Annotated in this window: 14 protein-coding genes; 9 read left to right on the top strand and 5 right to left on the bottom strand. The window is 46.6% G+C overall.

Annotated features, from left to right (window positions below):
* The 5 genes from DXZ20_RS20730 to DXZ20_RS20710 form a co-directional block, all read left to right on the top strand.
* Positions 1-727, top strand: a 727-nt coding sequence (locus DXZ20_RS20730; RefSeq protein ID WP_163703567.1) for an ATP-binding cassette domain-containing protein, incomplete at its 5' end; no start/stop codon positions are given.
* A gap of 417 nt (positions 728-1144) precedes the next feature.
* A complete protein-coding gene (locus DXZ20_RS20725) occupies positions 1145-3424 on the top strand; it encodes a DUF4114 domain-containing protein (protein WP_163700293.1) in 2280 nt (759 codons plus the stop codon).
* A gap of 160 nt (positions 3425-3584) precedes the next feature.
* The gene (locus DXZ20_RS20720; RefSeq protein ID WP_163671227.1) at positions 3585-5057 is read left to right on the top strand and encodes a P-loop ATPase, Sll1717 family; all 1473 of its coding nucleotides are present in this window, start codon (positions 3585-3587) and stop codon (positions 5055-5057) included.
* Between the two features lie 26 nt (positions 5058-5083).
* Entirely contained in the window at positions 5084-5824 is a 741-nt protein-coding gene (locus tag DXZ20_RS20715) for a pentapeptide repeat-containing protein (protein WP_163671226.1), read from the top strand.
* Positions 5825-6372: 548 nt separating this feature from the next.
* Complete coding sequence (locus DXZ20_RS20710) at positions 6373-7311, top strand: pentapeptide repeat-containing protein (RefSeq protein ID WP_250565859.1); 939 nt, start codon at positions 6373-6375, stop codon at positions 7309-7311.
* An 8-nt stretch (positions 7312-7319) separates the two neighbouring features.
* On the opposite strand, the gene DXZ20_RS20705 is transcribed toward DXZ20_RS20710, so the two are convergent.
* The 5 genes from DXZ20_RS20705 to glmM all read right to left on the bottom strand — a co-directional run bounded on the left by DXZ20_RS20705 (position 7320) and on the right by glmM (position 12312).
* The gene (locus DXZ20_RS20705) at positions 7320-8036 is read right to left on the bottom strand and encodes a class I SAM-dependent methyltransferase (RefSeq protein ID WP_163700286.1); all 717 of its coding nucleotides are present in this window, start codon (positions 8034-8036) and stop codon (positions 7320-7322) included.
* Positions 8033-10093, bottom strand: a complete 2061-nt coding sequence (locus DXZ20_RS20700; protein ID WP_163700283.1) for an RNB domain-containing ribonuclease — start codon at positions 10091-10093, stop codon at positions 8033-8035. Before DXZ20_RS20700 ends, DXZ20_RS20705 begins: the two co-directional genes overlap by 4 nt.
* Positions 10094-10245: 152 nt before the next feature.
* Positions 10246-10461, bottom strand: coding sequence for a 30S ribosomal protein S18 (gene rpsR, locus DXZ20_RS20695; RefSeq protein ID WP_006516707.1), 216 nt, complete (start codon positions 10459-10461; stop codon positions 10246-10248).
* Between the two features lie 8 nt (positions 10462-10469).
* Positions 10470-10658: a 50S ribosomal protein L33 gene (gene rpmG, locus DXZ20_RS20690; protein ID WP_006516708.1), complete on the bottom strand. Its 189-nt coding sequence runs from the start codon at positions 10656-10658 to the stop codon at positions 10470-10472.
* A gap of 226 nt (positions 10659-10884) precedes the next feature.
* Positions 10885-12312: a phosphoglucosamine mutase gene (glmM, locus tag DXZ20_RS20685; RefSeq protein WP_163671222.1), complete on the bottom strand. Its 1428-nt coding sequence runs from the start codon at positions 12310-12312 to the stop codon at positions 10885-10887.
* A gap of 84 nt (positions 12313-12396) precedes the next feature.
* Here glmM and DXZ20_RS20680 point away from each other — a divergent pair, with 84 nt between their 5' ends.
* The 4 genes from DXZ20_RS20680 to DXZ20_RS20665 all read left to right on the top strand — a co-directional run bounded on the left by DXZ20_RS20680 (position 12397) and on the right by DXZ20_RS20665 (position 15711).
* Positions 12397-12846 (top strand): DUF309 domain-containing protein, encoded by a 450-nt coding sequence (locus DXZ20_RS20680; RefSeq protein ID WP_163671221.1) that lies wholly within the window; start codon positions 12397-12399, stop codon positions 12844-12846.
* 281 nt (positions 12847-13127) lie between these two features.
* Positions 13128-13652: an LptA/OstA family protein gene (locus DXZ20_RS20675; protein WP_163671220.1), complete on the top strand. Its 525-nt coding sequence runs from the start codon at positions 13128-13130 to the stop codon at positions 13650-13652.
* Complete coding sequence (gene lptB / locus DXZ20_RS20670; RefSeq protein ID WP_250565225.1) at positions 13653-14435, top strand: LPS export ABC transporter ATP-binding protein; 783 nt, start codon at positions 13653-13655, stop codon at positions 14433-14435.
* A 169-nt stretch (positions 14436-14604) separates the two neighbouring features.
* Positions 14605-15711 (top strand): LptF/LptG family permease, encoded by a 1107-nt coding sequence (locus DXZ20_RS20665; RefSeq protein ID WP_250565480.1) that lies wholly within the window; start codon positions 14605-14607, stop codon positions 15709-15711.
* The last annotated feature ends 312 nt before the right edge of the window (positions 15712-16023 follow it).

The following is a 16023-nucleotide window of genomic DNA, read 5'->3' as shown; positions in this document are numbered from 1 at the left end:
GTACCGGGGTGAAACGTTTGGTCTGGTGGGTGAGTCAGGGTGTGGGAAGACGACCCTGGGACGTGCCCTACTACGATTGGTTGAGCCCATCGTCGGCAACATTTTCTTTGAAGGACAAAACATTCGCCAGTTGCCTAAAGGAGAAATGCGCAAGCTGCGTCGCGAAATGCAGGTCATTTTCCAAGATCCTTTTAGCTCACTGGATCCACGTATGAGCATCGGTCAAGCCATTGCTGAGCCGTTAAAGATTCATAAAGTCATCCGCAGTCGTCGTAATCTACAAGAACGGGTGGCCTATTTATTAGAACGGGTAGATATTGATCCTGGCTGTGTCAATCGGTTTCCCCATGAGTTTTCTGGCGGACAGCGTCAGCGTATTTGCATTGCCCGTGCTTTAGCTCTAAATCCTAAATTTATTATCTGCGATGAATCAGTATCTGCCCTGGATGTATCGGTGCAGGCTCAGGTGCTAAACCTACTCAAAGAACTACAGGAAGAATTTGGCCTGACCTATGTGTTTATTTCCCATGATCTGGGCGTAGTGAAATTTATGAGCGATCGCATCATGGTCATGAATCGGGGTCGACTTGAAGAACTTGGCCCTGCCGATGAGATTTACAACAATCCACAACAAGCGTACACCAAGCAGCTAATCTCAGCGATTCCCGCAGGCACGTTGGAACGGATTCAGGAATTACAGGTGGCAAGAGGTGCGATCGCATCATAACTCTCCCCCCTAGTCAACAACAATATTTTTTACCTGAGACATCTCCGTAACAATATCAGAGTTGTTTCAGTGTGCGTTTTTACACGGCGCTAGAAAGCTGTTTCACTCCACAGTCAATGACACCAAAAAGCAATATCGTGTCCCAAAATAGATCTTCCTCACAATCCTTTTATTGCTGTATTAAGCCTCGGTAACCATCGTGAGCTTAGTCGGGACCAACCAGGCCCTACGTGAAATTATTGAGTAAGTCGCTTCAAGTCACTAAAGCGTTTAGTGAAGTTGTTTCCTGAACAGACCCGCTGATAGATAAATGGTCTGAATATAACCATGGGCTCATGTTGTTGCGTGAGCTCATGGTTGTCAGGAACAAATTAGCGGCTTGCCCCCTTAACCGTTTACTCACTATAGAGAAATACAATGGCAAGCCTTGACAGAATTACTCGCCGTGATAACACAAATGACCCTACTTTTACTGCGGATAATCAACTAGAATTTCGAGTCAATTTTACATCAGATGTAAGCAACGTAACAGCTGATGACTTTGATATTACTGGAGTGACCGGGGCTACTATCATTTCTGTTAAAAGCGTTAACCAAAATGATGCTCAATACGACATTGTCATTGAAGTTCCTAATTTACCGGCGTTCACTGGCACCATAGGCCTTACACCGTCTAATGCATGGGATATCATTGACGCAGGAGACAACAGTGCTGTACCTACAAATGTAGGAAGAAATCAAACTTATGAGCTCGTCGGGACTGGCAATCCTGATACAACAGCTCCTTCAATCACCAGCATCGCACGACAAACACCAGGCAACGCAACGACTGATGCAGATACACTGACGTTCCGAGTGACGTTCGACGAAGACGTCCAAAATGTTGATGCTAATGATTTTGTTATCAATGGCAATACAACTGCTACCATCAGTGGCGTCACCCAAGTTAACGGAAGTGTTTACGACATTGTGGTTAGTGGTGGCAACCTAGCTACTTTCAATGGTGCTGTCGGGCTTGATCTTGCTGTTGGCCAAAATATTGCTGACATAGCAGGTAATACCCTACCCAACGGCGAACCAGCTATAGATGAAGTTTACACTGTTGATAATAGCCTGGTTCCTTCACTAACAAGTATTGAGCGACTAACGCCAGCCACCGCAACAACTAACAGTGATACTCTCGTCTTTCAAGTCACATTTAGTGAAGACATTCAGGGAATTGATGCAACAGACTTTGTTGTCAATGGAGGCAGCACCGCCTCAGTTACTGGCGTTGTTGCCGTTAATAACAGCAGCAGTATCTATAACATCACAGTAAGTGGAGGCGACTTAGCTAGCTTTAACGGCCCTGTTAGACTCGCATTAGCTGCAAATCAAAATATTACAAACTTGTCCAATGTAGCTGTCCCTGTAGCTGCACCCACAGGGACTAATGAAATCTACACGGTCAGCAATGAAACTGTACCGCCTACACTGCTTAGCATTGAGCGCCTAACACCAGGCACTGCAATAACTAGTGACAATACCCTAGTATTCCAAGCCACCTTTGATGAAGGTGTTCGAAATGTTGATGTTACTGACTTCTCCATCAATGGCAATACCACTGCCAGCATCACTAACGTCACCGCTGTCAATGATCGTGTTTATAACATCACCGTCTCCGGCGGAAATCTAGCCTCCTTCAATGGTTCTGTCGGTATCGATCTGGCTGACACCCAAAATATTACAGACTTAGTAGGTAATGCTTTGCCGGATAGTGAGCCTGCCAAAGATGAGAGCTACACTGTCTCTAACACACAAGGGGCCAGCAGTAAGCTCACTGTAATAGCCGGCAACCTTCTGGAAATCACTGAGCTTGGCATCGCCCAGTCCCTGAACTTGACCATTAGTTCTTCTGTCAACGTTTCGGTTGAGACAATCCGGATATTTACAACAGATGCCAAAGGCAAAAACCGTAAACAGCTTGGTAGTTTTTCTGTCCTTGAAGGCAGTGTCTTACCTGTAGAGTATACCCCTGGCTTCAGTCTTACAAAGAGCGAAATTGCGACAGGAACGTTTTTCCAATTTGAAGTCGAAGAGATTGATCTAAAGACTAATACCACTGTTATCCGTACGGCAACAATTACCTCTGTTAGTGCCACAGAGGTGTCACTAGACTTTGGCAATAATACTAAGTTGACAACAACATTAACGAATGAAGTATCGGTGACTAACCTACTGCTAAACGATGCAGCAGCCATTGATTTGACAGGCTTAACTGGCCAATCTGAGGTATCATTCACGGTCTATCGTGAAGCACGTTTAGATAATACTATTGGCTTCTACGTCACAGATTTTGCGGATGGCCGCATTATTATCGATGAACTGACTAGGGCCACTATCAGTCCAGGGGAAGAAGGCTATAAAGAGGCCGCCCTAGCAAAACAGTTGAATGTACAACTCACAGGTGAGAATGACAAAGTAACCACCTTTGAAGCAACTATCACCAACGGTGTATTCCTTGGCACCTATGTCGTCATTGATGGTGTTGATCCCTCTGCTGGTGAGGTCTTCTTTAGTCACCAAGGCTCCGGTAGCTTTGACCAAATCAGACAAGCTGGTATTAACTCCTTTGGTGTTGAAGACATCATTGGTGGTGGCGACCAAGACTTCAACGATATGGTGATCGCATTTGAGGTGCGCGCTGCAACTGCCTAACTCAATGCGGTGAACTAAGGCTCTAAGTCGAGTTGATGATAAGCCGATGGGTTAATTCCATCGGCTTTTTTGCGTTTCAACAATAGGTACCCTAGACGGTACTATGGGCTATCTCAAGGACGCGATACACTGATCCAGGAATGTACTCATCCTATGTCCAATGCGATTAGACATTAGGGAACTCAATTTAGGGTCAGACTCTGCCGAGCGCGATATCAATCTTGGCTTGGCGGAATACTTTTATCAGAATGCTACCTATCAGAAATTTCTCAGTGGCCGCAAGACAATTTTGGTCGGGAATCGTGGGGCTGGTAAAAGCGCTATCTTCAAATACATAGCCGCAACCGAAATTCGTAAAGGGAATCTAGTTCTAGAGCTTTCTCCTGAGGAGTATTCTTATGAACTACTGTCAGAGCATCTGACGAGCGAAGAGGATGGGTTTTGGCGTAAACAAAGTGCTTATTCAGTAGCTTGGCAATATTTGCTGTATACGCTGATATTCAAGAGTATTGCCCAGACTAAACGAGGGCTACTACTAGGTGCCACCAAGAACATCTACGACTACGTATCTAGCCAAAAGTTATCTCAACAAACTAGCTCCATTATTACGCTTGTCAATTACCTTAAGCGTATTGAGCAGGTCAAAACAAGTACTGCAACTGGCGGTCTTCGTAGCCAAGACTTACAAGCACTCTACAGTCTGGATGAAATTAAAACGTTGTTACCCAGTCTGCAAGCTGTGCTAAAAAATACCAAGATTAAGATTTTAATTGATGAACTAGATAAGGGTTGGGACAATTCAGAGGATGCCAAATTTTTTATTGCTGGCTTATTTCAAGCTACACAAAAACTTAATCTGATTAGTCCTAATTTGCGAGTATACATTTCTATCCGACAGGAGTTATTTGATAACATTCCTCAGATCTATGAAGATGCTCAGAAAATTCGCGAAGATGTGGAGGTCATTCGTTGGGGCAAAAACGAGCTGCTCGAACTGATTGGTCGCCGCATTGTTCATTCGTTCCCCCAAGCTGCTCAGCTCAATGCCCAAAAACTTTGGCAGTCAATATTTGTGGCTCAAATGCAGGCGAGTGGGACGGAAACTCTAGACTATATTATTGATCGAACTCAGCTACGTCCCCGTGAGCTTCTACAGTTTTGTAAGCTTTGTGCTGAACGCATTGAATACTCCCTGGCAGGACGACGGATTGATGAGGTTGCGATCGCAGCTGCCGAAGAATCCTATTCTGAACAAAAAACCCGTGACCTCGCTTCAGAATATCGGTTTCAATATCCCTACCTGTTAGATGTGTTTGAAGTTTTCCGTGGCAAACGCAGTCACTATAACAAAGAGGAATTGGACTATCTGCTTTTGGCCATCGTCTGTGGTGAATATGACGTTGAGCAAGCATCCTCCTGGGTTCTGGACATGGATTATTTGGAGCTTAAACAAATCCTCTGGAAAATTGGTTTTCTCAAAGCGTGGGTACCTCGTCACACCAACCGCCGCACAACCTTAGCCGCTGCTTACCTGGGCCACTACGAGCTGCCTACCATTAATCTCGAAAATATTGAACGATTTCGCATCCATCCCGCCTGTACCAGTTTTCTACACCTAAAAGAGGCGTGCTAGAGCTCGGCAAACTGTAAAATCACCCTATGAAATGGAGAGCAACTCGACCAACCCACCCAATTGAACGCTGGATGCAGTCAATACCGACATGGGTAGTGGCATCCTTGGCAGTTATTGTATTGCTAGCCCTCAAAATTCTTGCAGCTACCCCGACAATTCAGGATGGGCTGCCCTTCAAACTGGAGGAACAGCATTGGACCATGATCGGCACTCTGCTCAGCGACGTCGAATCTATTGCCGCTGTTATTGCCGTAATTCTCTATATCAAAGGAGCACCTGAACGTCGGGCGCAACGTCATTACGAAGCTTGGCAAGTGGTTGACATGGCGGCTTCGGCAAAAATGTCGGTCAGCTATGCCCGGTATAAGGCCTTGGAAGCTTTACACCAGGATGGATTATCGCTTCAGGGCTTGGAAGCCTCTAATGCCAACCTTGCTAAGATCGAACTCCCCTATGCAGATTTAAGTCACTGTAATCTCAGCATGGCCAACCTACAGCAGGCGAATCTTAGGGGAGCCAATCTTCAGGGAGCTGACTTAAGAGCTGTAGATTTACAACATGCCAATCTGCGAGGAGCCAATTTACAAGGCAGCAATCTGCAAGGGGCCAACCTACGCAACGCAGAACTGTGGGAAGCACAGTGGTGGGATGCAGATTTACGCGAAGCAGAACTGTGGTGGGCAGAAATACATATTGAAGACCTGGAAGGAGCACACCTGTGTCGCACCATCATGCCTGATGGTCAACAACTGGATCGAGACTGCTAGATGCCCTATAAAGCACAGACGCCCTAGTCAAAACCTATGGAAAACCACCTTGGCAATCAGGAAAAGCGCAGCATTTTGTCAGGGCAGCTTGGCACATAGTGCACAACCTCAGTACTTGCTGAATGCCATAACTCACAACAGCTATAGACGCAGCAACCGACTGGTGACACAATCGCTCCTGTAGAAATATGTCTTCAACTAAAGATATGTATTCAGCAATTCGCCATCAATCTACCCTTAATATGAAACATATGATTTTTGTGAATTCAATCAGGTCTGCCTCAAGACATTGCTAGCCCTAAAAGAGCTACTTGCAATAGAGAAGAATACTAATGAATAAAGCTCACAAGGTTTCAGCAAAGCCTTGTGAAGACATAAATCAACCTGAAATTCGTGTAAAAATTTTGCATAAAGACGGCGTCCGTCTCAGTGACATAGACCAATAAAATATGGTCAAAATTATTTAGATATCTACTTTTAGCTAGATATCTAAATAATTGAAAGAGAACGGTGGCCTGATGGCTGCATCCCTCAAATGAACGGGCACTATGGCCGATGGATGGGGTGATACCCCAGTAGCAATTCCAACTGAATTAGTTATACCTAGATACTATCCCCCAGCAAGCCAATTGAGCAGAGCTGGTGTCAAATTAAGGGGGGCTGATTTAAGCTGTGAAAATCTGGAGCGAGTGGATTTTACACGGGCTGATTTAAGTGGAGCAAATCTGGAGCGGACACAGCTGATCGACGCGCAAATGTCAGATGTTAACTTAAGCGGAGCTATTTTGACATCTGCCAACCTGACCGCTACGAGTCTCAGACGGGCTAATTTGTTGGGCGCGGTTTTAATGTTCGCCACCCTTGAACAAGCAACTTTATCCCACGCTAATTTAGCGGGTGCCAATCTTACTGAAGCGGAACTTTACAAAGCTAATTTCACCGAAGCCGACTTGAGCCATACCATGTTGCGAAGGGCTAGCTTGATCAATGCCAATTTTCATCGGGCCTGTATGAAGCAGGTCAATGCTAACGGGGCCGAACTCTACGGCATCGACGGTAGTTACGCGCAGTTATATATGGCTCAGATTCAAGGATGTGACCTACGACAAGCAAACTTGAACCATGCTGATTTCACCCAAGCGGTGTTAACTCGGTCTAACCTTAATCAGGCCACATTGATAGGTGCTACTGGTGAAGCTGCAACCCTTGAACAGGTTAATTTAACCAGGGCCAATCTCAGCCATGCCAATCTGACGTCTGCCAACTTACAACAGGCTGTTATGGTCCATGCAACGCTGACGGAAAGCAATCTCTCAGGGGCAAACTTGCAAAATGCCACCCTAGATCATGCTGTCATCCGTCAATGTTATCTGCGAGACATTAACTGGCAGCAGACCTCCGTACAAGGGACTCATTTTTGTCAACCCATAGGGCTACTAAAACGTGATCAAGACTGGTTGCGATCGCAAGGCGCAACCATTCACTAAACCATCCATTAAGCAGTCCGTTTTCCTGAGTCCCAAATCCGATACACAGTGCCCTGCACAGTCGGCTGATTGGGTCGTTCTAGCGTCATCGGCCTCACCTCAAACTCAAATCCATTAGACATCAACGCTGATTGAAACTCTTTCTTGTGGGGACGATCCGGATCAGAAAGCCAACACTCCCCCCCAGGCTCCAAAACGACTTTCATCAGTCGTATTAATGGACTAATATTACGCACTTCGTAGATAACGTCGGCAGCCAGCATCAAGGGAACCCGTAATCCTTCCGGCGGACAGCGCCAGTCCAACGGCATCGTATGAAACTGTTCAAATCCGTTGAGTCGAGCATTTCGAGCCGCAAAGTCTAAGGCGGCGACATCATAGTCAGTAAAGATTACCTCCATACCCAGCGCCAACGCCACTAGGCCGGATAATCCCAACCCACAACCCACCTCTAAAACCCGAGTATCAGCAGGCCAAACATGCTGGCCAAGTGCCTGGCCCAACATCAGCGCCGACGGCCACAGCTCTGCCCAGTAGGGCATGTATTCATCTTGAGCAAAGGCTTTATAGGTAGCCGGATGATCTAATAAGGCATCAATACTAGTGGGTAGCACCAACCGAAACTGCTGTATACGACCATCCTCTAACGGAATCAGAACCTTTTGTTCAACCGTATCCAGTAACACATCGTCAGGAGTGGTATGCAGAAAAGGTTGCACCGTCATGCCACAGCTTCACCTGTCAACACTTCATCTGGCACCACTTCAAGCCGAATAAAGTCCTGTCGTGGATTGGCATGGACAACCCGAACATCAAAACGTTCCCCCAGAGCTGGCATGCTTTCAAACCGCATCGCCAACTCCAGTCCCAGGTCTTCAATGATGACCAATCCAAGACTTTCATGTTCTCGCAGCCATCGCAACAACATGACTGACCATGCGTGCTTGCCCTCACGCCGTAAGAACTCCAACGCCCAATAGCGTTTAGTCTGGCGTTCTACAGTCACCGCCTCATAGGCAGCAGTGGATACCCCCTGGGTTAGCTCTGTCATTTCTGCGGGAGAGAAAGGCAACGTTTCTCCTCTCAAATGAGCTTTCAGTTGAAAATGGACCAACAGATCCGTATAGCGACGAATGGGTGATGTTACCTGACTGTAATAATCCAACCCTAAAGTTGCATGACGAGCAGGACTGATACCCATCTCACTGCGGGGCATACAGCGACGAATTGCAGAGTCACGCACCCAGCCCGAAGGTAACTGCAATAGCTCATTATCAGAAGGTAACTCGGGTTCAGGTTGGCTACGAAATGGAATAGCTAGTGCATGGGCCTCACCATACCGAGCCGCCACTTCACCAGCCAAAATCATCATTTCTGCAACAGTTTGACGTGACTGCGAGTTTTCCAACACATCAATTGTGATCTCTTCGTCAATCACTTTGATTGATGACTCTGGCATATTGATGGAAATCGCCCCCTGAGACTTACGCCACTGTCGCCGTCGCTTAGCAGACTCAGCAATCTCATTCAACTCAGGCTCAGCCTTGAGTCCCAACTCAAGCATCTCATCAACATCGTCATAGGTAAGTCGATAAGTGGGCTTAATTCGACTCGCCTTGATAGCATATTCTTCAACAGCCCCGGCTTCATCCAGCACAATGCCAAAACTTAGGGCGCAGCAAATTTCCCCCTGACGCAGGCTCATCGGACCAGTCGCTAAAGCCTCTGGGAACATAGGAATCATCCCCGTTGGCAAATAAACAGTTGTACAGCGACGGCGTGCTTCTAAATCAATATCATCTCCGGGCAGCAACCAACGAGTAGGATCTGCAATGTGCACCCAAATCCGCTTACGTCCATCACCAACACTCTCTAGGCTAAGACCATCATCTATTTCACGGGTACTTTCATCATCAATGGTGTAAACCTTGAGATGAGTTAAATCTAATCGGTCAGCATCGGCATCAGGTGGCGGATTATCAATACGCTTCTGCACCATGGCACTAACCTCATCGGGAATTTGGATAGGAATCTGACTACGCCGCAGCGCTAGGTTTTCATGAGGGCTCCACAGGCCCAAATCGACCAAGAGCTGAAAAGCATCTTCAGCTGCTGTTTTGTAGTCAAGAGCCGTTAAGACTTCTTGTGCCGCTACTTTTTGTGAGCAATCTTCTCCCAAAGTTGCATAGCGCTCTAACAGATCTAGACGCTGTCTATCAGTCTTTTCCCATTCTATAGAAGACAAAGAATCTTGCTGATCAGCTCCCTCAGACTGCCGTATGCCAAGAGCTTGCTTTGAACGAGATAAAAATCCTTCCCACTCTAATTTCCGAGCGACCTCACGAGCCTGCTGATGTCGAACCTCATCAACTTGTTTCACCGAACGAGGTTCATAGCGATCGCCTTTACGCTTAAAAAAAACTTTGTCACTACTCAGCAGACAGTAAGCCGCATAACGCAGTGGCGGTGATTGCTCTGAAAACAATAACAAAGCCAAAGAAGCCGGGTCGGTAGCCTCCCCAGCTTCTTGCAAAAATTCCCAGGCAACTTCTAAGCTATCTGGCTCAATATTGGGCTCAGCTTCAGCCATAAAAGCAGCAATATCCGAAGGCTCATAATCACCGTTTTCAACAACGATGTAGGTGATCTGACGAGGATGCAAGACATGGGATTGGCCATTACCATCAATCACCACCCAATTCTTCTTACCTTCTGGGCGATCGGCCACCCCCAATCGAGGGTTTCCCTGCACCTTAAACTCGATCAGCGCTCCCTTTTCCACCAACCTAGATCCTTACCGTATGGTTTCACTGTTGGTTTTACAGTAGTCCAACAATTTACATATAACCCGCTTTACCTAAAGCCGACTATACGAGTTGCTGATAACCAAGAACCTACATGCTGCTGACTTAATGGCCAGCATCTCATCAAGCACTAACCTTCGCGGTTAACGTAGGGTAGCAGTGCCAGTATACGTGCACGCTTGATAGCAACAGTTAAATCCCGCTGCTGCTTTGCAGTCAACCCTGTAATTCGACGTGGCAAGATTTTGCCCCGCTCCGTAATAAACTTGCGCAAAAGATCAACATCTTTATAGTCGATCTTTTCCTCGGGCTTAATGGGTGATACCCGACGGCGAAAATAGGCCATGATGATCTCTACTTAATTTCTTTGTGAACAGTGTGAGTGTTGCAATGGGTGCAAAACTTTTTCAGCTCTAGTCGACCGGTTGTATTCCGGCGATTTTTTTGAGTGGTATAGCGGGAAACCCCCTTAGAACGCTTGTTAGGGTTACTACGACACTCCGTGCACTCTAACGTAATGATAATGCGAACGCCTTTAGCCATGATTGATGGTGCTAGCTAGCAATTATTGACACAGGGGATCTATGATGTCATACCGACACAGCTAGACGCAAGCCACAAAAAATATCTTTTAGCACCAAAAATGATTGATCAACCTCAGACGCTCAATATGGCAGACATGCTTAGCCATATCGAGCGCTAGTTTGATCGAATCGTAAGCTCCCGCATTAATACACAAAAGCAATTCTCTCAATCAATTGGGTACAGATTAACCCGCTAAGTTGACCTCTACAACATCCGCTAAGGCATCAGTCCAATGATCAACAAGATCGGAATGAGCCGCTTCTACCATTACACGAATCACTGGCTCTGTTCCCGATGCCCTGACTAGAACTCGACCTTGATCACCCATAGCAGCCTCAGCTTTAGCAATTGCCCGTTGTACAGGCTCACACGCTGCCCATTGGCGACGTTTCTCACGGCTGATGACCTTAACATTTTTCAATCGTTGAGGATACGGATCAAAACTCTGATCAATTAAGTCAGGCAAACAGCATTCGGCTCGCTTCAGCCAATCAGCTAGATGCAGGGCAGTAAGAATACCATCCCCAGTCAAACTGTAGTGATGACAGAGAATATGCCCAGACTGCTCACCGCCAAGCATGACACCGCGCGCAACCATTTCTGCATGTACATATTGATCACCCACTTTAGTACGGACCAATTTGCCACCTAACCGCTCCCAGGCATGTTCAAAGCCAAGGTTAGCCATCACAGTCGAAATAATAGTATCGTCAGGAAGCTGTCCTTGCTGCCTCAAGGTCTGCCCCCAGAAATACAAGATGTAGTCACCATTGACAACACGACCATGGCTATCTACAGCCATGACTCGATCAGCATCGCCATCAAAGGCAAAGCCGATGTCAGCACCATGTTCACTCACAGCTGCTTTGAGGGGCTCCAGGTGAGTCGACCCACAGTTAACATTAATGCGATTGCCATCCGGACGACCGTGCATTACAACCACTTCTGCTCCGGTCGCTTCAAATACTGACTGGGCTACACAAGCAGCTGCACCCCAAGCTAAATCTAAAACAATACGCATACCGCCCAAATAGCGCTGACCTAAAAATGGTTGATGTAGAGAGTCAACATAGCGTTTCACAAGTTCAGGTCGTTGATAGGTTTTGCCCCATTGATTACCAGGATTAAAAGCACTAGTACAAGACCCTTGACGTAGGGATTGTTCAATCTTCGCCTGTATCACCTTTTCTAACTTGGTGCCATTTGCCCCAAAAAACTTGATGCCATTGTCTGCAGGCGGGTTATGACTTGCTGAGATCATAATGCCACCAGACACACCCATATCGCCTGCCATATAGGCCACTGCAGCAGTCGGACATAACCCCATATCCCACACTTCAAGACCTGCTGAAGTTAATCCTGCCGCTAAAGCTGCTGCAATCATTGGACTAGAATTACGGGAATCTTGCCCTAGAATGATCGCCCCTGGCTGCTGCTGACGCAGAATTTGCCCTGCCCAAAATCCAACTTGTAAGGCTAAAGGAGCCGTTAAGAGCTCCCCCGCTCGACTACGAATTCCATCAGTTCCAAATAGTGGTGTGGTTGGCAAATCTAATGGCTGCCAACCTGTACCAAAGTTAGCCTGTTGAGACTCAGGAGAAGACACTACCATACTTGACACTCCAAACAACGCACACTCAAAGTGGAGAATAACATCTGTAAGTTTGTATAGATTAAAGATTGCTGTAGTCTGCCCATGATTGGTTCCGGTAACTCTTCAAGCACTAATGATCAACCTGCAGAATTTTGGGTAGGAGTTGAGCAATTTAATCAGGGAGACTACTACGCCTGCCACGATACGCTAGAAGCCATTTGGCTGGAGGCCAGTCCAAGCGATCGAGCGTTCTATCAGGGCATTCTTCAAATAGCTGTTGGGCTTTACCATCTGTCCAACAGCAACTGGAGAGGGGCCGCTATTTTACTAGGAGAAGGCAGTAACCGATTGCATGCCTACGGGGAGGTCCACGGTGGCATTAACGTTACTGATCTAGTAGACCAAGCAATAGATTGGCTCACTGTTTTACAAGAAACCGGGCCTAATGAAGTCCAAAAGCTAGCCTGTTTATTAAGTAGACAGCCAGCGACAGAAAATCATGGGCTTGACCGTGAAGATAGACTAGTAACACCCAAAATTCAACTGGCATGAAAATAATGACTTGAGGCCTCCCCTTGAGATTACAAAACTGTGATGCTGAGCACAAAATCATCCCACTTTATTTATGAAGGAACCCCTAGCTAAGTCGTTCCCCATGTTTAGGGAATTTGTAATTGACAGCATGAAATAAACTATTGGATTAGGTGTGCTTGGCAAAATAAGCAACAATTAAGACCTAGCTTATGAAACCAGTCATGCAACTGGGCTAAGACTAATAAACTGTGACGTCATCAACGTTTAGATTAGGAATGGGCAATAGCAGAAGGCAAGCTATGGTTGTAATGCGAGAACACATTTTTCGTTTCCCTTTTCCAAAACCGTTTCAGATTGCCAGCACTGTGGTGTTTGGCATCGTAGTGGCTGCTAACTATTGGATTACTCCTTCTCAGGCCCAATCCGGAGGCTCTATCAAGCTGCGGGCTGATGTTCAAGAAGCTGATGCTAATACGGGCATTATTACTGCTCGCGGCAACGTCAAGATTGACTACCCTGAAGAGGCAATTTATGCGACATCTGCTCAGGCGCAGTATTACAGTCGTGAGCGACGCATCATCCTGACGGGTAATGTATTTGTACAGCAGGAGGCTAACACTCTACAGGCTGAAGTTGTTACCTATTTAATCGATGAGGGACGCTTTGTGGCAACGCCTAGCGACAATAGTCAGGTGGAATCAATATATGTTCTCCCTGAACCGACTGAAGAACCTGCTGCGGCACCTCAGCCCGAAGAACCATCTACACCTCTCCCAGCACTTCCTGAGGAACTGCCTGAGTTTGCTATCCCCACTAACGAATAAATGCTGTCTCCCGCTGCTAATCCCCCATCATCGAATAGGTTGACCCAAACAGGCACTGTACTTGCCCTGGAAAATGTTCATAAGGCTTACGGTAAGCGCACAGTTGTTCGTGGTGTGAGTCTGACAGTAGCCCAGGGCGAAATTGTTGGTTTGTTAGGTCCTAATGGAGCTGGTAAGACAACCACCTTTTATATGGCCACTGGGTTAGAGCACCCTGATCAGGGGATTGTACGTTTAAACGAACGAGAAATCACGGCCCTTTCAATCCATGAGCGAGCCCGTTTAGGCATTGGCTACCTGGCGCAGGAAGCTAGCATTTTTCGGAACCTTACAGTCGAAGATAATATTCGTCTGGTGATGGAGCAAACTCATGTTCCCCGCCGAGAACGGCCTGAGCGCTTAGCAAAATTAATGCGGGAATTTCGATTGGAAAAAGTAGCTAACACTCTGGGCATTCAAGTGTCTGGTGGTGAGCGTCGCCGTACGGAATTGGCTCGTGCAATTGCTTCTGGCAAAGAAGGACCAACGTTCCTATTTCTTGATGAACCCTTTGCTGGTGTGGATCCCATCGCTGTTTCTGAAATCCAGCATATTGTGTCTCAGCTTCGCGATCGCAAGATGGGAATTCTCATCACCGATCATAATGTTCGCGAGACACTGCGTATTATTGATCGAGCTTACATAATGAGCGATGGTCGCATATTGGCCTACGGTAGTGCTGAAGACCTTGCCAATAATCCCCTGGTACGTGAACACTACCTAGGCGACGACTTTAAACTGTGATTTACCCCCTAAACCTTAAAGAGCAAGATAGCTTTGACTGTTAACTTGTTCCTTGGGTTTCTTTTGCACTCACCCCACCGATAGTGACCATCTGTTTATGGCTACCACATCCCAACCCAATGCTCCTAGTTCAGGTTTTCCTCGGTGGCCATTTCTGTCGATTTCGATCATGGATCGATACATTGCTAAGGAGCTTACATTACCTTTTCTCTTTGGTGTAGGAGCCTTTTCGTCAATTTTAGTATCTGTAGGGGCCCTATTCGATCTAATTCGTAGAGTCACTGAATCAGGCCTGGAAGTCGGTTTGGCCATGCAGGTTTTTGTTTTAAAGATGCCTGAATTTGTAGTGTTGGCATTTCCGATGTCGACACTGCTAGCAACCATGATGACCTACAGTCGGTTTTCTAGTGACAGCGAACTGACCGCGTTGCGTGGCTGTGGTGTGAGTGTCCGTCGGATTATAGCACCAGCCCTAGCCCTGAGTATTCTGATCACAGGCCTGACCTTTGTATTTAATGAGGTCATTACTCCTGCCGCCAATTATCGAGCCAAAGTAATGTTGGAGCAAGCCTTCAACTCCGAAAAGCCGCCCTTCCGGGAACGCAATATCCTGTATAAGGAGTACCAAAAGGCAGCTGATGGCAGTGGGAAAGAACTAGGAAGATTATTCTACGCTCGTCGCTTCAATGGGGAAGAAATGCAGGGTTTAACCATCCTCGATTTTTCCCAAGCTGGCCTAGAACAGGTAGTCAGTGCAGAGACTGCCACGTGGAATTTTACGGACAACGTTTGGACCTTCTTTAATGGCACCATTTATGCGATTTCCCCAGATGGGTCCTTCGGTCATATTGTAAAGTTTGAGCAGCAAGAGCTGGCTCTACCCCGTACTCCTTTAGACTTAGCTTCTCGTGGCAAAGACGATGATGAAATGAACATTGCCGAAACGAGGCAGCATCTTAATCAAATTGTCCGCAAGTCTGGAGACGATCGGAGAATTCGCATTTGGGAGCTACGTTTATACCAACGGTATGCGCTACCGTTTGTCTGCATTGTATTTGGGATTGTTGGCGCTGCAGTGGGTATTCGCCCCCAACGTACAGGCAAAGCAACTAGCTTCGGCATCAGTGTCGTCATTATTTTTGGCTATTATCTCTTAGGCTTTATTGCTGATGCGCTTGGCAAAGTAGGTACCTTAAACCCAGTGGCCGCAGCATGGCTACCTCCCTTCTTAGGGCTTGCCGTTGGCACTCTACTAGTGATAAGAGCCTCCAAGTGATTTCTAAGATGCCTCTGATGCCACCTTGGCCGACCATATTCACTCAAATCAGCACAAATAAGTTAGTGAAGTGATTAATATGTGCACCAAGCAAGCTATATGGTCCCAAACATTGGGTTAGGAATGCGTCAGTATTGCCACTTGCTTGGCTCGTGATATGACTTATCTCTGACTAGGGCATGCTAGTTCCACCTTAAGAGCATTAGCTTATAGAGCTGCCAACGTTGCTGCTTAATCCAACAACACTAAGTCCACCCAGCTTGATGTTGAAAATCCAGCATAAAGATAGGTCTCGAAAACCGGTTTAGTTCT

Origin of the sequence: Adonisia turfae CCMR0081 (genome assembly GCF_011009555.1) — a bacterium.
Lineage (GTDB): Bacteria > Cyanobacteriota > Cyanobacteriia > Phormidesmidales > Phormidesmidaceae > Leptothoe > Leptothoe turfae.
The sequence above is the reverse complement of the archived record's forward strand: the minus strand, read 5'-3'. Positions and strand labels throughout refer to the sequence as shown.